The sequence below is a fragment of the Brachybacterium sp. SYSU DS0246 genome, from assembly GCF_059391765.1.
On the sequence record NZ_JBZXYT010000012.1, the window covers coordinates 20,902 to 38,616 of the forward strand.

Here is a 17,715-nt window from a genome sequence, read left to right on the forward strand (position 1 = left end):
GCTACTCGTCCTCGCTGTCCGTCCCGACGCCGGCGGTGGTGCCGCGCTCGGCGGCCGTGAGCGAGCGCAGCCGGTATTCGCGTGCCTCGAGCCGACGGGCGAGGTCATCGGATCCGGTCAGCAGGACCATGCCGGGATACCCGGTCAGCACCCGCTCCAGCATCCTGCGCCCGTCGTCATCCAGATCGCCCTCGAGGGCGTCGACGATCAGCAGCGGCGGCGTCCCGTACAGGGCACGGGCCAGGGCGAGCCGGGCGCGGTCGCCGCGCCCCAGCGGTTCGCCGCCGCGTCGCAGACGGGTGCGCGCGCCATCGGGCAGTGCGGAGACGTCCAGGCCGACGAGGTCCAGGATCTCCTGGTCGTGGGCCGCGTCCAGGTCGGGGCGGCGGTAATGCAGTGCCCGTGCCACCGTGCCCGGCTCGAAGACAGCGCCGGCACCTGCGTAGCCGACGAGCATCCGCACCCGCTTGGAGCGCAGAGCCCGCAGGTTCTCACCGGCCACCCACGTCGCATCGGGAGCGGCACCCTCCGGGCCGGGGGAGAGCTCGAGCAGCCGTCGCACGAATTCGCGCGGGGCCGCAGGGTCCTCACTGACCAGCCGCACCCGATCGCCGGTCCACGCCCGCAGCGCATCACCGGGCTCCGTCAGGCCCGGCAGCTCGAGGTGGACGAGGCGCTCGGCTCCCTGCCCGGCCGGTGGCATCACCGGCGGGGCGGCCTCCGCACCGGCCCGGCGACGTGCCGAGGCCTGTTCACGGCGGGCCGCCGCGCCGGCCAGGGCGGGCCCGAGCACCATTCGCGCGGCCCGGTAGGTCTGGCGGTACTCCACGATCCGCCCGATCTCGAGAACGGGGGTCGAGGCGATCCCGGCCACGGCCATGGCCGCCATCGTGACCCCGGGGGCGAGACCCAGGAAGGCGCCGGTGGCGGCCACCAGCAGCGCGGTCAGGGTCGAGGCGACGATCCCTCCGGCGCGGATGGTCCCCACCGTCTCGGCGCGATCCACCGCGATCTCGACCAGGCGGCCCGAGGCGTCCCGGAGGTTGCGCAGCTCGCGGCGGGTCCCGCCCGAGGCGAGGATCCCGTCGGACGCTGTCACCGTGTCGGCGATCCGGGAGGCGAGCCGGCCGCGGGTGCGCCGCATCCGGCGCGTCTTGACCAGCGCGGTGCGCGCCCAGAACACCAGGCACAGGCCGAGCACCAGCAACGGAGCGGCCATCGCGAGGGCGAGCGCGGGGTGGAGCACGGCGAGGGTGACGAGGCTGCCGCCGATCAGCGGCACCGCCACCGTGAGCGGGGCGATGCCCTGGGAGACCCAGTTGCGCACCCCGGAGAGATCATTGGTGGTGCGGGCGACGGTCACGCCCAGGGAGGTCGCGTGCCCGGGAGTGAGGGCGTCGCCGAGCAGGTGCAGCCGCAGCTGATGGACGTAGTCCTGACCCAGCTTCTCGGCCACCACCCGCTCGTGCACCTTCAGCGCGCCGACCGCGAGGGCGGCGAGGACCAGCAGGACCAGCGCCCGCAGCAGCAGCGGGGAGGCTCCCGTCGGAGCCTCCTGGAGCTTGACCAGCGCCCACGCCGACAGGGCCGCGAGCCCGGCCTGACCGAGGCCCAGCAGCACCAGGACGCTCAGCCAGCGGCGTCGCACGCCCCGCAGCAGCGGAGGCAGCGGCGGCGGGTTCCGCAGCAGTCCGTCGGCGTCCTCACGGGGTTCCCGCTCGCGCCCATTGCGCTGACGGGATGCCGGCCCGGCCGGCTCCCGCTCACGCGATGCCGGCCCGCTCTCACGCCATGCCGGCTCGGCCGGCTCACGCGATGCCCGCCCGCTCTCACGCCATGCCCGCCGGCGCTCACGCAGCATCGGCGCCGTGCTTTCCGAGCAGTTCGGCGACCAGCCCGCGGGCGATACCGGCATCGGCCAGGTCGAAGGTCGGCACGACGGGGATCTCGAGCGCCCGGCGGGACTCGGCCGTGGCCAGCGGGGAGCTGGTCAGGACCCCCGAGACGAAGCTCGGGACGTGGCCGAGCGTGGCCAGCGCCGTCACCCCTCCGACCGCGCCGAGCGCATCGCCCGCGGAGAAGACCACCTCGTCCACCACCCGGCAGAACTCCGCATCGCCCAGCAGGCGGGCGGTCTCGCCCTGGTAGAGCCCGTCGGCGATCTCCAGCAGGACCACGTCCGGCGCCGCACCGCCACCGGCGAGCTCGTCGGCCATGGACAGGAACAGGTCCCGCACCTCGTCGGCCCCGAGCTGGAACGTCGAGGCGTAGCCGAAGTCGGTGAAGTCCAGGACCCGATGGGCGCCGGCGTCGAGGAAGAGGTTGTAGTCGTTGCCGGCGCCTGTGCCCGTCGCCTTGCCGGCGGCGACGCGCAGACCGGCTGCGGCGAGACCGTGGGCGAGCTGGGCGAGCACGGTGGACTTGCCGGAGTTCATGGACGTCCCCAGCACCGCGATCACCGGCGCGTGATGGGCGGGGCGATCGGTACGGGAGGCCACCCCGGGCGCGATCCGATGCGCGGCGGCCCGAGACAGGGTGAGGGGACCGTGCTCATCGCGCAGGACCCCGATGGGCTCGATCTCGGTGGGGGAGCCGACGCCGGCGTGCTGCTCGAGCACGCGCGAGGCGAGTCCCCCGGCGGCCGCGAGGTGAGCGGGGCCGAGGTCGGCCGGGACCGTCGCGAGGAACTGATCGGCGGCGTAGCGGCTGCCGTAGGCGACCACGATCTCGTCGCCCACGAACAGGACCTGGCGGCGGGAGGTCGGGCCCTCGAGCCGCTTGTGGTGGCCGATGGAGGTGACGCGGGCCAGGACGATCTCGCCTGCGCGCGGGGTGTGGTCCGCGGTGATCAGGTCGACGTCCGCGGCGCGGCGCAGGAACGCCCCGACGCTCCGCGTGGAGAACGCGTGCTTGGCGCGCTCGATCCGGGCCCGCGGCGTCTCGGCCGTGTCCGTGCTGCGCGCCGGCCCGGCGGAGAGGACTGCGTCGGCCGGGGAGGTCGTGGTGGCGGGGGCTGTCGCGGGGGCCTGGTTCAGGATCGTCATGGGAACTCCTCGGGATGCTGCCTTCTGGATCGGACCGCGCAGAGCCGCGGGCGATGGGATGCAGTGAATCGGGAGGGGATGAGCCGGTGATGAGCCGCCGATGAGAGGACTCTCAGACGAATCTCCCCTGGTCACAGCGTGTTACTGGGGCGGAGAGCCGCCTGTGGGCCATACCCGGGCGGTCCGGCGACGAGTCCGCGGGGCGGCGGGGCGGGCTCGGGACCTCTCAGCGGAGGATTGGTAGGTTCCCTCTGTGATCATCTCCGGCGCCGCCACCGTCCCGGAACCGGGTGGCCGTCGCGACCAGGCAGGTCCGCCCGGCATGGAGGAATTGAGGGTCGCCCTGCGACCCCCGGAACTGCCCCTGCCCTTCCCGCGCAGCGTGCTCGAAGCCGCGCACCGGGTGGGTGATCTCGTGCACGCCGAGCGCTACCGGGACGCCCGCGCGCTCGCCGAGGAGTTCCGCACCGCGCCGGCGGAGCCCGGGGACCGGCTGGCGCTGCTGCGCGCTGCCCTCCGCGGCGCCGTGCTGATGGGCGATGCGGATGCGGTGGATCGCGACGCGGCGGACATGGTCTCCGTGCTGCATCGCTCGGGCTTCGCCGAGCAGGCGCAGGCGACCGTGGCCGTGCTGCTGGAGCGCGGCCCGGTGCGCAGCCGCTCCGCCGCGGCCACCAAGGCCGCCGTGGACGGGGCCGGCTCCGCCGCGAGGGGCCGGCGGCGCGGGCAGCGAGCCGAGCCGCCCCCGGAGCTGCTGGCCGTGGTCCGTGGCCTCGAGCAGACCTCTCTTCCCGGGGCCGACGAGGCCCGCGGCGCGGCCGATCCGCGGCGCGCGGTCACCCGGCTCCGGGCGGCGCTGAAGGCCCTGCCCGCCGTCCGCGAGAAGGTCATGGGCGATCCCGACAAGGAGCTGCGCCTGCGCATGGCCCAGGCCCTCGAAGCCGTCGGCGATCCCGCCGGCGCCACCACCCACGCACTCGACGTGCTCGAGGTGCTCGACCAGGAGGCCGCCGAGGCCGGAGGGCCCCTCCCCGACCCCGCGCGCATCGCCACCTCCGCCCACGCCGTGCTGGCCCGCACCCTGGGCATCGAGCACCCTCTGCACGCGGCCCGTCACGCCCTGGACGCCCTGGAGACCCTCCACGAGGTCGAGGATCCGCCCTTGCGGATCGGCTTGATCACCGACCTGCTGCGGGCCCTGATGGCCGCCGGCGCCACCGCCCAGGCCTCCTTCACCGCCGGCCGTCTCGCCTCCCTCCAGCGCTCCCTGCAGCGGGACGCCCTGCGCACCGGCCCGCTGCTCGCCGTCGCGGCCCAGCGCATCGCGGCCGAGCGATACGAGGCCGCGTGGGTGCCCCTCGAGCAGGCCCGGCGCATCGCCGACCAGCAGCGCGATCACCGCCGCGCGCTGGAGGCCGCACGGCTGGCTGCGAGCATCCACGAGCGCACCGGCGACCACGCCGCAGCCCTCCAGGAGCTGCGCCGCGTGGCCTCCGAGGCGCGCTGGCTGGCCGACGACCTCGCGACCCCGCGTGCCGAGCGCGCGAGGATGATCAGGACCGAGCTCGAGGCGCACGCGCTCGTGCTGCGGCGTGCTCTGGATCTGGGACGGACCGCTGTGGCCGACGAGGTGGCCGGGGCGATCGAGCGCCGTGCCCGCCCCGAGGGTGGCCGGCCCCTGCTGCCCCCCGAGCTGCTGTGGGACCACCGGGTCGACGCCCGGGTGGGCCGCTTCATCGCGGTCGGCACCGCCCTGGCCCGCGAGGAGGCCGCCCGTGCCGCTGACGCTGGAGATGCCGCCGGTGCCGCGCCCGTCGCCGGAGCTGCGGATTCCGCCCGGGCCGCCGACGCCCCCGGAGCTGCGGATTCCGCCCGGGCCACCGGCACGCCCAGCGCTGCCGATGCGGCCGAGTACGAACGTCGCCGTCGCGAGGCGATGCAGGTCATCGACGAGATGCCCGCCGGTCACGACGCCCGTGCCCGGTACTGGGCGGCCTATGTCGATGACCGGCACGCCGAGATGCTCGCCGATCGCGGCATCCACGACCGGGCCCGGCGGGCGGCGAAGCGAGCCCGCGACGGCTGGGCCCACCTGGAGATGGCCGACGACGTCGCCCGCGTCGACGCCCTGCTCGAGCGCCTCGGCGACGCCTGACCGCGACGGTGCCCGGCACCTGGGTCCGGCGTCCCCGGCGCCAGCGCAGGACCGTTGGCAAGCCAGCGCCGGCGCGGAGCTGTTGGCAAGCCAGCGCCGGCGCGGAGCTGTTGGCAAAAAGGTGTAGCTGAGCGGCTCCAGACCCCTGTGAGAGGAGGGCACGGTCCGCTCAGCTACATGTTCGTGCCACGCGCCAGGCAGGGGGACTGCTGCGGGTGGCCAGGCAGGTGCGGCACTGCTGCGGGTGGCGCGTCGGGCAGGGTACTGCTGCGGGCGGCCCCAAGGGTCCTGCATCGCTGCGGGTGGCGCAACAGGCGGATCCGGCGCTGCTGCTGACCCGTCCGCTGACGTACCGTGGAGGTATCGGCCGGAAGGGGCGCGGGGCGATGAGCGTAGACATCGATGAGCACACGCATGGCCCGGACGAGCACATCCGCGTACGGCACAACGCTGCCTCCCGCCGCTACGAGGCGGTCCGGAACGGCGCGACCGTCGGCATCCTCCTGTATGAGCGAACCCGCCGGCGGATCGAGCTCGTCCACACCGTCACCGATCCCGAGCATCGCGGGGAGGGAGTCGCGTCGGTGCTGGTGCGCACCGTCCTGGCGGAGGCGCGATCCGAATCGCTGGCGGTGGTCGTGATCTGCCCGTTCATCGAGAGCTGGCTGCAGCGCCACCCGGAGCAGGCCGGCGGCGTCGTGCACGAGTGACCCGCGCGAGGTCGGCGATGCGCGGGCCGGAGCGCGCGGAGATGACCGTCAGGTCGGGCCTCGCGGCCGGCCCTCGACCGAGTCCGCGCTGCGGCGTAGCGTCGGGCGCATGAATGGAATCGACATCCTTCGTGACGCAGCGTCCCGCCCCCTCGATGCCGCCGAGGCTCTGCGCGACAAGCTCGACGCCGAGACGCTCAATGCCCATGTGGGCGGGCATCCGAACTCCGTCGCCTGGTTGCTCTGGCACGCGGGCCGCGAGATCGATGCGCAGCTCGCGGATCTGGCCGACCACCAGGAGCTGTGGGTCTCCGAGGACTTCGCAGAGCTCACCGGCTTCGGGGAGGAAGGGTCCCGGGTCGGCTACGGGGACTCGGCCGAGCAGGCCCGCGCCGTGACCGCCGAGGAGCCCGGCCCGCTGCTGGAATACCTCTCCGCCGTGACGGAGGCGCTGCTGGCCTACCTCGACACCCTCGACGAGGACGCGCTGGGCGAGGTCATCGACGACAGCTGGGACCCGCCGGTCACGCGTGGCGCGAGGTTGGTGAGCATCGTCGATGACGCCGCCCAGCACGTCGGCCAGGCGGCGTACGTCGTCGGGGTTCCCGAGAAGGCCTGATCCCGAGACTCTCCGGTGGCGGCACGGGCTGCGGCCGGAGTCCGGGTCGCCTCAGTCCGGCCGCACGGCGCTCAGGCAGAACGGGTGTCCGACAGGATCGAGCATCACCCGCCAGGCCGACGGCTCCGGCTGCGCATCGGCCTCGCGGGCGCCGATCTCCGTGGCGGCGGTGACCGCGGCCTCGAGATCCTCCGCGGCCAGGTCCAGGTGCATCTGTGCCCGCTGCGGACCCTCCGGCCACTGCGGGGCCGTGAACTCGTCGGCCGTCATCAGCGTGAGCATCGGGCCCGCCCCCGCCAGGGAGACGACTTCGCGGCCCGGGGTCGCGAAGGCCTCCTCGAGCCCCAGCAGCGCGCAGTAGAACGGGACCAGGTCGTCGGGCCGGGGACAGTCGATCGAGATGGACGCGAGCGGAGCGATGGCATCAGGCATGGCATCACCGTAGGCGCCGGGCCCGACGGACCAGCCGGCCAACAGGCTGACGGCCGGACCCGGGCCTGCCCCGTTCCTCCACACCGCATGTGAATCCACACCCCGATCGATGTCACGTCGCCCGGCGTCCGCCGGTGTTCCTACACTGGCTCGGTGACATCCACTGAGGCTTATGAAGCAGGACCGGACCGCGGCCTGGAGCGCACCCCGCCCCAGGACCTCGCTGCCGAGCGCGGCGTTCTCGGCGGGATGATGCTGTCCAAGGACGCGATCGCCGACGTCGTGGAGACCGTCCGCGGCAGTGACTTCTACCGCCCTGCGCACGAGATGATCTTCGAGGCGATCATCGACCTGTACGGCCGCGGCGAGCCCGCCGACCTGGTCACCGTCTCCGACGAGCTCTCCAAGCGCGGCGAGCTGCAGCGCGTGGGCGGCGGCGCCTATCTCGCCGACCTCATCGACATGGTCCCCACCGCCGCCAACGCGGGCTTCTATGCCGAGATCGTCGTCGAGCGCGGCACCCTGCGCCGCCTGGTGGAGGCCGGCACCCGCATCGTCCAGCTCGGCTACGCGGCCGACGGCGGCGAGGTCGACGAGGTCATCAACGAGGCCCAGGCCCAGGTCTACGCCGTCACCGAGCGCGGTCAGAGCGAGGACTTCGTGCCGCTGGGCGAGGTGATCGACGAGACCCTGAACACGATCGAGGCCACCCAGAATCGCGGTGGTCAGGTCACCGGCATCCCCACCGGGTTCGCGGAGTTCGACGAGCTCACCCAGGGCCTGCACGGCGGGCAGATGATCATCTTCGCCGGCCGTCCCGCGATGGGTAAGACGACGCTGGGCATGGACGTGCTGCGCTCCGCCTCCATCCACAACGGCAAGGCCTCGGTGATCTTCTCGCTGGAGATGGACAAGACCGAGATCACGATGCGCCTGCTCTCGGCCGAGTCGCAGGTACCGATGAACCGCATGCGCGACGGCTCGATGGACGACCGCGACTGGCAGGCCATGGCCCGCGCCATGAGCCGCATCGCCGACGCCCCGCTGTTCATGGATGACAGCGCGAACATGTCCCTGATGGAGATCCGTGCGAAGTGCCGCCGGCTCAAGCAGAAGCACGACCTGGGTCTGGTGGTCATCGACTACCTGCAGCTGATGAGCTCGGGCAAGAAGGTCGAGTCCCGTCAGCAGGAGGTCTCGGAGTTCTCTCGTGCCCTGAAGCTGCTGGCCAAGGAGATCGAGGTGCCCGTGATCGCGATCTCGCAGCTGAACCGTGGCAGCGAGCAGCGCCAGGACAAGACCCCGATGATGAGCGATCTGCGAGAATCCGGCTCGATCGAGCAGGACGCGGACCTCATCGTGCTGATCCACCGTGAGGACTACTACGAGAAGGAGTCCGCTCGCGCCGGCGAGGCCGATCTCATCCTCGCCAAGCACCGTAACGGTGCCACCAAGACGATCCCGGTCGCCTTCGAAGGCCACTACTCGCGGTTCAAGGACATGGCCGGCACCGGCGGCTTCAGCGGCTGAGGCGCCGCGCCGGAGCGGCTGAGGCGCCGTGCCGGGTTCAGGCGTCCCGGTCCCCGGAAACGTCTCTGCGCTGACACAGAACCGTGGAACGGGCACGCGTGCCGCGGATTCTCAGCAGCGACCTCGATTCGAGGCGCGCTGACGGCGGTCGTGGGGATACGGTGGCCGTATGGGCGCCGTCACCGCCGCGGTCGGAGTGCACGAAGTCCCGCGGGCCTCCTTGGCCGCGGTGCCGGTCGCTGCGCCCGGATACGCCGACGAGTTCGCTCTCGAGCTGGACGTCCCGCCGCGCGCGAGCGCCGAGTCCTGGGCACGGGCGATGTTCGGGGACATCCCCGATACCGGGGAGCGAGTCATCTTCCGGGGCCTCCTGCGTCTGCGGCTGGAACCGGGGCCGTCGCCGGATGTAGTCGCCGGGTTCGTCGTCGCCGAGCGGAATCACGAGACGATCCGTCTCGAGGCGCATTCGCCCTTCCTCACCTGCCATCTCCTGGTGCGGACCCACGCCCTGCACGTCACGCTCACCACGGTGATGGACTACACCGGCCGCGCCGGGCCTGTGGTGTGGAGGCCCCTGTCCATGGCCCACGGCCGTCTCGCGCCCGGGCTGCTCCGCGACGCGCAGGAGAAGCTGTCGTCTCCGTAGGGGCCGCGGGCCGACCAGATCCCAGGTTCCTATTGTGGTGGCCATCACAGGTGCTACGGTCAGCCTGAGTCCGGTGCTGCTCGCACCGGCCTGGCATCACCGCAGAACGAAGGAGTTGTGCCTGTGACCTCCTCTCCCCAGGGAACTCCCGGCCCTGTGCCGGATCCCGACGAGCCCCTCACCCCCACTGCCGAGCAGTTCCTCGCCGTCCAGGAGTCCGAGGAGTTCGGGCAGCTGCGCCGCAGCTTCCGCGGCTTCGCCATCCCGATGACGATCGCCTTCCTCGTCTGGTACCTGAGCTACGTGCTGCTGTCGACCTACGCCACGGGATTCATGTCGATCCAGGTGGTCGGATACCTGAACCTCGGCACGATCTTCGGGTTCAGCCAGTTCCTGATGACCTTCCTCATCACGTGGGCGTACATCCGCCACGCCAACACGTCGCTGGATCCGATCTCCAGCAGGATCCGTGGCGAGCTGGAGGGCACCGAATGAACGACATGGGCAATCCGATCCTGAACATCTCGATCTTCCTCGCCTTCGTCATCATCACCCTGGTCGTGGTGGTGCGGGTCTCGAAGACGACCACATCGGCCGGGGACTTCTACCACGGCGGCCGCGCCTTCTCCGGTCGCCAGAACGGCATCGCCATCGCCGGTGACTACCTCTCGGCCGCCTCGTTCCTCGGCATCGTCGGGGCCGTCGCCCTCTACGGGTACGACGGTCTGCTCTATTCGGTCGGCTTCCTCGTCGCCTGGCTGGTGGCGCTGCTGCTGGTGGCGGAGCCGCTGCGCAACACCGGCAAGTACACGATGGCCGACGTGCTGAGCTTCCGGATGCAGAAACGGCCGGTGCGCACCGCCGCCGCCACCTCCACCCTGGCGATCACGTTCTTCTACCTGCTCGCGCAGATGGCCGGCGCCGGGGCCCTGGTGTCCCTGCTGATCGGCATCGAGGGCCGCGTGGGTCAGTCGCTGGTGATCGCCGTCGTCGGCGTCGTGATGATCGCCTACGTGCTGATCGGTGGCATGAAGGGCACCACCTGGGTGCAGATCATCAAGGCCGTCCTGCTGATCACCGCCGTCGGCGTCACCACCGTGTGGATCCTGGCGCTGAACGGCTTCAACCTTTCCGCCCTGCTCGGACAGGCCGTCCAGAACCACCCGGAGGGGCAGGCGATCCTCGATCCGATGCTGCAGTACGGCACCTCCGGCGCCACCAAGCTGGGCTTCGTCTCCCTCGCGATCGCGCTCGTGTTCGGTGCCGCCGGACTGCCGCACGTGCTGATGCGCTTCTACACGGTGCCCACCGCGAAGGAGGCCAGGCGCTCGGTGGTCTGGGCGATCGCCCTGATCGGCTTCTTCTACCTGTGCACCCTGGTGCTCGGGTTCGGGGCCGCCTACATGGTGGGCGTGGACACGATCGACGCATTGCCGGGCGGCTCGAATTCCGCGGCCCCGGCGCTCGCCTATGCCGTCGGCGGGACCGCCCTGATGGGCATCATCTCCGCGGTGGCCTTCGCGACCATCCTCGCGGTGGTGGCGGGCCTGACGATCACCGCCTCCGCCTCGTTCGCGCACGACATCTACAACGGCGTGATCAAGCGCGGCCAGGCCGACCCCCAGAAGGAGGTCACCGTCGCCCGGCGCACGGCGCTCGTGATCGGCGGCGTCTCGATCGTCGGCGGCATCCTCGCGGCCGAGCAGAACGTGGCATTCCTGGTCTCGCTGGCCTTCGCCGTGGCTGCCAGCGCCAACCTGCCCTCGATCCTCTACACCCTGTACTGGAAGCGCTTCAACACGCGCGGTTCGGTGTGGAGCATCTACGGCGGCCTGTTCAGCGCGCTGTTCCTCATCACGTTCTCCCCGGTGGTCTCCGGATCCGAGACGGCGATGATCCCCGGCCTGGACTTCGCATGGTTCCCGCTGTCCAACCCGGCGATCATCACGGTGCCGCTGGGCTTCTTCCTCGGCTGGCTCGGGTCGGTGACCTCCTCGGAGCGCAACGACCTCAAGCACGCCGAGATGGAGGTGCGCTCCATGACGGGCGCCGGCTCGGAGAAGGCCACCGTCACGCACTGACCCTGGCGGACTCAGGCCAGCCGCAGCCCGGAGCTCGCCCCCACCGCCCGGTCGTGCAGCTCGATCACCTGCTGTTCCCGCGCGGTCGGGGCAGGGCCTGCGGTCTCCAGCAGCCGGCACACGGCCGAGTCGCGGGAGGCGGCGTCGTAGCGCTCGACCCAGCGCCGGTACTCCTGGTCCTGCGGCGACCGGGCCGACAGCGACTCCAGGCGGTCCACCGTGATCCGCCACGGCTTCGGCGTCAGCCGTGCCCGGTACGAGTCGTGGACACGGCACAGGAGAACGTACAGCCGGTCGCTGCCGAGCTCACTCATCAGCTGCCGGGCCCGCTCGCTGCCGGGCTCGGCGCCGCTGCCGGTGACCAGCAGGCGGAAGCCGTTGCGGGTGCGGTAGGTACGCATCCCCAGTTCGGGATGGCGGACGCTGAAGTCGGCGATCACCTGCAGGATCCGAGCATGCTCCTCACCGCGGGCCCCGGGGTCCGGGAGGCCGTACGCGTCGGGATCCTCCTCGGCGCCGGCCCCATCTCGGCCGCCACCGAACAGACGCGAGAGGAGGCCGCCCCGGCCGCGCCGGCGGGAGGACATCTCAGAGCCCGTCGTCAGATCGACGTCGCTGATCAGCACGGCGTCCGTGTTCAGCACCGCGGCCCCGTACCGGTTGCGGGTGATGGCGGCGATCAGCTCGCCGTCGGGGGAGCGGACCTCCTCGAGCAGCTCCTCGGGCAGGCGGCGATCGGGGTAGTACTCCAGATCGCCGCGAAGCGCCCCCGGCCCACCGGCGGCCACGAGCCGCTGGAGCCTGGCGCGGGCATCGCGCTGGGCGTCCTCCTGCGAGAGGTCGGAGGAGCCTCGGATCGTGAGGGCGAACTCCCCGCGGCCGGGGAAGGTGACGACCTCGTCGGCGGTGGCCCAGTAGCGCGGGATCGGCTGCATGGCGGGACTCGGGGCTCGGCGCTCAGCGGGTCGCGATGATTCGCGAAGTGGCCTTGACCAGGTCATCGACCAGGGCACCGGCCTTCTTCGCGGCGGACTCGGAGGGAGCGAACGTGCCGTCCTCGCCGAAGTCCGTGAAGACCGAGAGGGCCAGCTGCGTGCGCACGTCGATCATGTGGAAGTTGGAGATGATCGTGCGCCACTGCTCGACCGCGCGGATGCCTTTGTCCGCGCCGTAGGACACGAATGCGACGGGTTTCTCGCTCCACTCGGTGCCGAGCGAATCGAAGGCGTTCTTGAAGGCGCCCGGGACCCCGTGGTTGTACTCGGGAGTGACGAAGACGAAGCCGTCGCAGTCGTCGATCGCGGCGGACCAGCGCTGGACCCGCTCGTCCTCGTACTGCTTCCTGGCGGCGCCCGGCACCGTGGCCGACGTGAGGATGGGCAGGTCGAACTCCTTGAGATCGATGACCTCGAAGGCTGCTTCGCTCGCGCGGTCGCGGGCGATCGGGGCGAGCCATTCGGCGACCCGGCCGCCCTTTCGCCCATCGCGCACCGAACCGATGATGATGCCGAGCTTCATGCTGTCTCCTTCGTGGGGTGGCGGCGCCGCGGCGCGTTCACGAAGATCGTGCCATGCCGCCCCGGCGGGCGGCATCGGGTAGAGACTGGAGGGATGGAATTCCTTCACCAGCTGTGGACCCAGGTCGGCATCACCGGCTCCGGACTGCTCGGTGTGCTGATCTCCACCGCCGTGCTGTACGTGCTCTATGCGCTGATCCTGCAGATCGGCGGCCAGCGGCTGACGGCCAACCCCTCGGTGCTGAGCTTCTCGGTGATGGCGCTGCTGGGCGCACTGCTCGCCCGCGCCATGCTGGGGGAGTCGCCGACGTTGGCCGGGGGCCTGGTCGCGGTCGCGACCCTGCTCTTGCTCGAGTTCACCCTGGGGCGGCTGCGCAGCGGGCTGGCGCGCACCTTCGCGCTGCACGGCCCGCAGGCGAGCGTGGTGATGATCCACGGCCACGTGCTGCCGTGGCGGCTGCGGCATCTCGGCGTCCAGGAGGAGCAGCTGCTGACCCTGCTGCGCCGGGCAGGTCTCCACTGCGTCCAGGACGCGGACCTGGTGATTCTCGAGCCTCGCGGGGCCCTGACGATCGTGCGCCGCGGCGAGTCCATCGACCGGCGTCTGGTCCAGGACGTCCGCGGAGCCGACAGCATCCCCCGATCCCTCCTGCATGAGGAGACCGGGGGATGAGCGGGCTGCGGCCGGCGTCTCGGTCAGGCCGGGTTCTCGGTCAGGCCGGGATCGCGGTCAGGCCAGCTTCGCGGTCAGCGTGATGTCGACGCCGGAGAGCGCCTGGGAGACGGGACAGTTCTTCTTCGCGTCCTCGGCGAGGCGCTGGAAGTCGGCGTCCTCGAGGCCGGGCACCTCGGCGGTGACCGTCAGCTCGATGCCGAGGATGCCGCCCTCGCCGACGTTGAAGGAGACCGCCGCGGAGGTCTCGACCGTGGTGGGCGGGGTCCCGTTCTCGCCGAGGCCGTTGGTCAGCGCCATCGCGAAGCAGGTCGCGTGAGCGGCGCCGATGAGCTCCTCGGGCGAGGTGGTGCCCTGCCCGCTCTCCTCGGCGCGGGCCTTCCAGTTCACCGGGAAGCTGCCCAGCTGCGAGGTCTCGAGTGTGGTGGTGCCGTTGCCGGAGGGCAGGTCCCCCTGCCAGGTGGTGCTCGCCGTGCTGATGATCGTGTTCGGCATGTCTTCTCCTCCATCAGACGTCGCCATCACGTGCGTGAGGGCGTGCATCGCCCACGCTAGCGCCGTCCGCCGGACGCGTCGATGGTCCTGGTGATGGCTCTGGGGGGCCCGATCCGGCCGACGATGTCGCGGACCACCCGGTCGAGGTTCGCCCGTCGATCTTGACGCTCCCTGCCGCGCGGACGACCGTGGTGTGCACCACAGGGCGAGCAGACGAGGAGGCGATCGGACATGGCCGAATCCGTCGTCGACGAGGAGCTGTGGCAGGAGTTCCACAGCCTGGTGAACATGACCTCCGCGGAGCTGCGCGAGTGGCTCGCCACGGAAGGCGCCGGCGAGAGCACGGAGACGTTCCCCGACCAGGCCGGCCGGCCGCTCTCGCGCGGCGTGCTGGACGTGCTCGGCAAGCGTCGCACCGACCTCACCGGCGAGGACGCGGACATCATGCGACGCACCGTCGCGACCATCCGCACCCAGCGCGGAGAGGATCCCGAACCCACCGCGGGCGACGACGGCTGGCGGCGCGGGCTGATGTCGATCGGCCACGACCCGCTGAAGCCTCTCTGACCCGTCCAACCCCGACCCGTCCGAAGCGCACCTTCCCCTGCACCACGAACCACCCTCCGAGGAGGAGACCCATGGCATCGCAGAGCATCACCACCACCGACCACGGCGAGATCCGCCAGTGGGTCGAGCAGCACGACGGCACCCCGGCCGGGGTCAAGGGCACCGGCGACTCCGGTGACGTCGGCGTGCTGCGCATCGACTTCCCCGGCGGCACCGGTGAGGAGCAGCTGGAGCACGTCAGCTGGGACGACTGGTTCGCGAAGTTCGACCAGCAGAACCTCGCCTTCCTCTACCAGCAGGAGCAGTCCGACGGCGAGGACAGCACCTTCTTCAAGCTGGTCTCGCGATGAGCGCGACCCCGGCGCCGACGGGCGGCTCCGCCGCCTTCGAGCCGCGCCGCGCCATCGTCACCGGATCCGACTCCGGCATCGGCCGGGCCACCGCAGTGGCCCTGGCCGGGCCGGACCGTCAGATCGGCATCACCTGGCACCAGGACGAGGAAGGCGCCCAGGGCACCGCTCGGGAGGTCGTGGCCGCCGGGGCCGTGGCCCACGTGCGCCGTCTCGACCTCTCCGACCCGGCCGCCGGAGCTGCGGTCGTCGATGACCTGGCGACGACCATGTGCGGGGTGGACACCCTGGTCATGAGTTCCGGCACCGGCACCTCGCAGCTGCTGCTGAACATGGATCTGGAGACCTGGCGCCATGTCGTCGCCGTCGACCTCGACGGGGCGTTCAGCTGCCTGCAGGCCGCCGCCCGCCGCATGGTCGAGGCCGGCAGCGGCGGCCGGATCATCGCCATCACCTCCGTGCACGAGCACGCCCCGCGGGTGGGGGCGGGCCCGTACTGCGCGGCCAAGGGCGGGCTCGGCCTGCTGGTCAAGGTGGCCGCCCTCGAGCTGGCCGAGCACGGCATCACGGTCAATGCGGTCGCCCCCGGGGAGATCGCCACCGAGATGACGGGCCAGGAGGACGAGAGCGTGCTCGAGGACAAGCACCGCCCTGGCATCCCCGTCTCCCGCCCGGGCGACGCCCGGGAGATCGCGGCCACCGTGGCCTTCCTCGCCGGCCCGGACGCCGGCTATGTCACGGGCCAGTCCTGGGTGGTCGACGGCGGGATGCTCACCATGGGGCCGATGGCCGGCTCCCATCTGCACAGCGACGACTGGCGCCGCCCCTGAGGCGCCCGCCGCGTGCGGCGCGGCCCGCCCGAGCGCGGCCCGGCTCACTGCAGCGAGTCGAACTTTCGTGCCCAGGCGGTGCCGACGGGGTTGGCGTCGGCGACCATGATGCCGAAGCGGTCCCCGGCGATCTCGACGACCTCCGTCAGGGCGACGCGGCGCTCCTGCTCGCGTGAGTGGTCCAGGCGCCGCACACCGTCCTCGATGATCTGGCGGAAGGAGTCGGTGCGGCCCAGGAACGCCACGAACGGCAGACCGAACCGCTCCTCGTAGCGGCCCGAGAGCTCGCGGACCTCCTCGACGTCACCGTCGGAGAGGTTCTCCAGCGCGAAGGAGCCGACGTCCTGACTGATGGCGCCGGCCTCCTCCTCGTCGGCCGTGACCAGCGTGGCCATGTCCGGGTAGGCGGCCACCAGGGCGTCCTGCTCTTCGCGGCCGGCCGTCAGCACCGCGTCCTCGAGGGCGGCGCGCAACGCCGGAGCATCGGCGAAGGGCCGGGACTCCCAGGCCCGCTCCAGCGGCCAGGTCGCACCGTTGAACAGCGAGGCGAACGTGGCCACGAACGCCTCGCGGTCCATGTCGTTGACGTCGTCGATCCCGATCCGCTCGCCGGCGGCGGTGGTGGCGACGTTCGAGCCGTGCTGGCGCCCGAGGTGGAAGAACAGCAGGTTCAGCATGATCGCGGTGATCGCGCCGACGCTCACGCCGGAGGAGACGAAGGTCTGCGCCCAGGTGGGGAACACGGCGGCCACGTCGGGCTTGAAGCTGACCAGCATCGCCAGGCCCAGGGAAGTGCCGACGATGACGGAGTTGCGGTTGTCGGTCAGGTCCACTTTCGACAGGGTCTGGATGCCGACCAGGGCCACCGAGGCGAACAGCGCCAGCGACGCCCCGCCGAGCACGGGGGCCGGGATCGCCTCGACCACGGCGCCGGCCTTCGGCAGCACGCCCAGGACGATCATGAGCACGCCTGCCCCGGCGACCACCCAGCGGGACTTCACGCGGGTCAGCCGCACCAGGCCGATGTTCTGGGCGAAGCAGGTGTAGGGGAAGGAGTTCAGGATCCCGCCCAGCAGGGTCGAGGCGCCGTCGGCCCGCAGCGCCGCGCTGATGCTGCGCGGGCGGATCCGCTTGCCGACGATCTCCCCGGCGGCGAACACGTCCCCGGTGGTCTCGACCATGGTGATGAGCATGACGATGATCATCGAGAGGATCGCGGTCAGCGAGAAGGTGGGGACGCCGAAGTAGAAGGGCGTGGTGACGCCGAAGGCGGAGGCCTCGGTGACGCCGCTGAAGGAGGTGTCGCCCAGCAGCAGTGCGACCGCGGTGCCGATCACCAGGCCCAGCAGCACCGCGATGGTGCCCAGGAAGCCGCGGAAGAAGCGTTGGACCAGCACGATGATCGCCAGGGTGCCCAGGGCGTAGAGCACGTCGCGGGTGGCGGGGACCCCGTCGGCCTGGTTGGTGATGTCCCCGGCGGAGACGCCGAGCAGGGTGATGCCCATCGTGGTCAGCACGGTGCCGATCACCACCGGCGGGAAGAACCGCAGGATCTTCGCGAAGTACGGCGCGGCCAGGAAGGTGAACAGGCCCGCGACGATGATCGACCCGTAGATCATCGGCAGCCCCTCGGCGCCGCCCTCCCCACCGGTCGCGGCCAGGCCGATCGCGATGATGGGGCTGACCGCCGTGGTCGTCACGCCCTGGATGATCGGCAGGCGCACCCCGATCTTCCAGAAGCCCACCGACTGGATCAGCGTCGCGATGCCGCAGGTGAACAGGTCGGGGTTGATGAGGTGGATGGTCTGCTCGGCCGTCAGGCCCAGCCCGGAGGCGATCAGCAGCGGCACGATCACCGCGCCGGCGTAGAAGGCCAGCACGTGCTGGACGGAGAGCACGGCGAGGCGGCCGGGCGCGGGGACCTGGTCGACGGGATGCCGGCGAGGAGAGGCGGGGGCCGCGGTGGCGGAGGCCGAGCCGAAGCCGGGAGCGGAGGCGGGGTCGGGCGTCATGGAGCTGTCCTTGCGGGTCCTGGGCGAGGGAGCGGCCGACGGGGCGATCGGGCC

At 71.7% G+C, this 17,715-nt stretch carries 18 protein-coding genes; 11 read left to right on the plus strand and 7 right to left on the minus strand.

The window, feature by feature from the left end; all coding sequences use genetic code 11:
* Position 1: 1 nt before the first annotated feature.
* A complete protein-coding gene (locus AC5020_RS07600) occupies positions 2–1,861 on the minus strand; it encodes an ABC transporter transmembrane domain-containing protein (RefSeq protein ID WP_464987813.1) in 1,860 nt (619 codons plus the stop codon).
* Positions 1,851–3,044, minus strand: a complete 1,194-nt coding sequence (locus tag AC5020_RS07605; RefSeq protein WP_464987814.1) for a hypothetical protein — start codon at positions 3,042–3,044, stop codon at positions 1,851–1,853. Before AC5020_RS07605 ends, AC5020_RS07600 begins: the two co-directional genes overlap by 11 nt.
* A 253-nt stretch (positions 3,045–3,297) precedes the next feature.
* Here AC5020_RS07605 and AC5020_RS07610 point away from each other — a divergent pair, with 253 nt between their 5' ends.
* The 3 genes from AC5020_RS07610 (at position 3,298) to AC5020_RS07620 (ending at position 6,528) form a co-directional block, all read left to right on the plus strand.
* Positions 3,298–5,199 carry an ATP-binding protein gene (locus AC5020_RS07610; protein ID WP_464987815.1) on the plus strand — a complete coding sequence of 634 codons (1,902 nt, stop codon included), beginning with the start codon at positions 3,298–3,300 and terminating at the stop codon, positions 5,197–5,199.
* Positions 5,200–5,585: 386 nt separating this feature from the next.
* Entirely contained in the window at positions 5,586–5,909 is a 324-nt protein-coding gene (locus AC5020_RS07615) for a GNAT family N-acetyltransferase (RefSeq protein ID WP_377018752.1), read from the plus strand.
* Between the two features lie 109 nt (positions 5,910–6,018).
* Positions 6,019–6,528: a mycothiol transferase gene (locus AC5020_RS07620; RefSeq protein WP_377018753.1), complete on the plus strand. Its 510-nt coding sequence runs from the start codon at positions 6,019–6,021 to the stop codon at positions 6,526–6,528.
* Positions 6,529–6,579: 51 nt separating this feature from the next.
* On the opposite strand, the gene AC5020_RS07625 is transcribed toward AC5020_RS07620, so the two are convergent.
* Positions 6,580–6,960 (minus strand): VOC family protein, encoded by a 381-nt coding sequence (locus tag AC5020_RS07625; protein ID WP_464987816.1) that lies wholly within the window; start codon positions 6,958–6,960, stop codon positions 6,580–6,582.
* Between the two features lie 153 nt (positions 6,961–7,113).
* Between AC5020_RS07625 and dnaB the strand changes: the two genes are divergently transcribed.
* From dnaB to AC5020_RS07645, 4 genes are all read left to right on the plus strand, one after another.
* Positions 7,114–8,490 (plus strand): replicative DNA helicase, encoded by a 1,377-nt coding sequence (dnaB, locus tag AC5020_RS07630; RefSeq protein WP_377018755.1) that lies wholly within the window; start codon positions 7,114–7,116, stop codon positions 8,488–8,490.
* Between the two features lie 169 nt (positions 8,491–8,659).
* Positions 8,660–9,136, plus strand: a complete 477-nt coding sequence (locus AC5020_RS07635; protein WP_464987817.1) for a DUF2867 domain-containing protein — start codon at positions 8,660–8,662, stop codon at positions 9,134–9,136.
* A 123-nt stretch (positions 9,137–9,259) separates the two neighbouring features.
* Positions 9,260–9,631, plus strand: coding sequence for a DUF485 domain-containing protein (locus tag AC5020_RS07640; protein ID WP_464987818.1), 372 nt, complete (start codon positions 9,260–9,262; stop codon positions 9,629–9,631).
* On the plus strand, positions 9,628–11,217 hold the full coding sequence (locus AC5020_RS07645) for a monocarboxylic acid transporter (RefSeq protein WP_377792584.1): 1,590 nt from the start codon (positions 9,628–9,630) through the stop codon (positions 11,215–11,217). Before AC5020_RS07640 ends, AC5020_RS07645 begins: the two co-directional genes overlap by 4 nt.
* 11 nt (positions 11,218–11,228) lie before the next feature.
* Here AC5020_RS07645 and AC5020_RS07650 read toward each other — a convergent pair whose 3' ends face one another.
* Together AC5020_RS07650 and AC5020_RS07655 are read right to left on the minus strand one after the other, a co-directional pair.
* The gene (locus tag AC5020_RS07650; protein ID WP_464987820.1) at positions 11,229–12,152 is read right to left on the minus strand and encodes a hypothetical protein; all 924 of its coding nucleotides are present in this window, start codon (positions 12,150–12,152) and stop codon (positions 11,229–11,231) included.
* A gap of 22 nt (positions 12,153–12,174) precedes the next feature.
* The gene (locus AC5020_RS07655; RefSeq protein WP_377018760.1) at positions 12,175–12,735 is read right to left on the minus strand and encodes an NADPH-dependent FMN reductase; all 561 of its coding nucleotides are present in this window, start codon (positions 12,733–12,735) and stop codon (positions 12,175–12,177) included.
* A 93-nt stretch (positions 12,736–12,828) separates the two neighbouring features.
* On the opposite strand from AC5020_RS07655, the gene AC5020_RS07660 reads away from it, so the two are divergent.
* Entirely contained in the window at positions 12,829–13,407 is a 579-nt protein-coding gene (locus AC5020_RS07660; RefSeq protein ID WP_377018761.1) for a YetF domain-containing protein, read from the plus strand.
* A 57-nt stretch (positions 13,408–13,464) separates the two neighbouring features.
* Here AC5020_RS07660 and AC5020_RS07665 read toward each other — a convergent pair whose 3' ends face one another.
* Positions 13,465–13,902 carry an OsmC family peroxiredoxin gene (locus AC5020_RS07665; RefSeq protein WP_377018763.1) on the minus strand — a complete coding sequence of 146 codons (438 nt, stop codon included), beginning with the start codon at positions 13,900–13,902 and terminating at the stop codon, positions 13,465–13,467.
* A gap of 231 nt (positions 13,903–14,133) precedes the next feature.
* Between AC5020_RS07665 and AC5020_RS07670 the strand changes: the two genes are divergently transcribed.
* The 3 genes from AC5020_RS07670 to AC5020_RS07680 all read left to right on the plus strand — a co-directional run bounded on the left by AC5020_RS07670 (position 14,134) and on the right by AC5020_RS07680 (position 15,649).
* Positions 14,134–14,469, plus strand: coding sequence for a DUF3140 domain-containing protein (locus AC5020_RS07670; protein WP_464987821.1), 336 nt, complete (start codon positions 14,134–14,136; stop codon positions 14,467–14,469).
* 71 nt (positions 14,470–14,540) lie between these two features.
* Positions 14,541–14,819 carry a hypothetical protein gene (locus AC5020_RS07675; RefSeq protein WP_464987822.1) on the plus strand — a complete coding sequence of 93 codons (279 nt, stop codon included), beginning with the start codon at positions 14,541–14,543 and terminating at the stop codon, positions 14,817–14,819.
* Positions 14,816–15,649, plus strand: coding sequence for an SDR family oxidoreductase (locus AC5020_RS07680; protein ID WP_464987823.1), 834 nt, complete (start codon positions 14,816–14,818; stop codon positions 15,647–15,649). Before AC5020_RS07675 ends, AC5020_RS07680 begins: the two co-directional genes overlap by 4 nt.
* A 44-nt stretch (positions 15,650–15,693) precedes the next feature.
* Here AC5020_RS07680 and AC5020_RS07685 read toward each other — a convergent pair whose 3' ends face one another.
* A complete protein-coding gene (locus AC5020_RS07685) occupies positions 15,694–17,661 on the minus strand; it encodes a solute carrier family 23 protein (protein WP_464987824.1) in 1,968 nt (655 codons plus the stop codon).
* Positions 17,662–17,715: the final 54 nt, after the last annotated feature.

What these genes read in the sequence shown, in the direction of transcription:
- AC5020_RS07675 (WP_464987822.1), top strand. Translation starts at nt 14,541, where the DNA reads ATGGCATCGCAGAGCATCACCACCACCGACCACGGCGAGATCCGCCAG.
- AC5020_RS07605 (WP_464987814.1), bottom strand. Translation starts at nt 3,044, where the DNA reads ATGACGATCCTGAACCAGGCCCCCGCGACAGCCCCCGCCACCACGACC.
- AC5020_RS07615 (WP_377018752.1), top strand. Translation starts at nt 5,586, where the DNA reads ATGAGCGTAGACATCGATGAGCACACGCATGGCCCGGACGAGCACATC.
- AC5020_RS07645 (WP_377792584.1), top strand. Translation starts at nt 9,628, where the DNA reads ATGAACGACATGGGCAATCCGATCCTGAACATCTCGATCTTCCTCGCC.
- AC5020_RS07635 (WP_464987817.1), top strand. Translation starts at nt 8,660, where the DNA reads ATGGGCGCCGTCACCGCCGCGGTCGGAGTGCACGAAGTCCCGCGGGCC.
- AC5020_RS07620 (WP_377018753.1), top strand. Translation starts at nt 6,019, where the DNA reads ATGAATGGAATCGACATCCTTCGTGACGCAGCGTCCCGCCCCCTCGAT.
- AC5020_RS07625 (WP_464987816.1), bottom strand. Translation starts at nt 6,960, where the DNA reads ATGCCTGATGCCATCGCTCCGCTCGCGTCCATCTCGATCGACTGTCCC.
- AC5020_RS07670 (WP_464987821.1), top strand. Translation starts at nt 14,134, where the DNA reads ATGGCCGAATCCGTCGTCGACGAGGAGCTGTGGCAGGAGTTCCACAGC.
- AC5020_RS07665 (WP_377018763.1), bottom strand. Translation starts at nt 13,902, where the DNA reads ATGCCGAACACGATCATCAGCACGGCGAGCACCACCTGGCAGGGGGAC.
- AC5020_RS07655 (WP_377018760.1), bottom strand. Translation starts at nt 12,735, where the DNA reads ATGAAGCTCGGCATCATCATCGGTTCGGTGCGCGATGGGCGAAAGGGC.
- AC5020_RS07685 (WP_464987824.1), bottom strand. Translation starts at nt 17,661, where the DNA reads ATGACGCCCGACCCCGCCTCCGCTCCCGGCTTCGGCTCGGCCTCCGCC.
- AC5020_RS07660 (WP_377018761.1), top strand. Translation starts at nt 12,829, where the DNA reads ATGGAATTCCTTCACCAGCTGTGGACCCAGGTCGGCATCACCGGCTCC.
- AC5020_RS07680 (WP_464987823.1), top strand. Translation starts at nt 14,816, where the DNA reads ATGAGCGCGACCCCGGCGCCGACGGGCGGCTCCGCCGCCTTCGAGCCG.
- AC5020_RS07600 (WP_464987813.1), bottom strand. Translation starts at nt 1,861, where the DNA reads ATGCTGCGTGAGCGCCGGCGGGCATGGCGTGAGAGCGGGCGGGCATCG.
- AC5020_RS07650 (WP_464987820.1), bottom strand. Translation starts at nt 12,152, where the DNA reads ATGCAGCCGATCCCGCGCTACTGGGCCACCGCCGACGAGGTCGTCACC.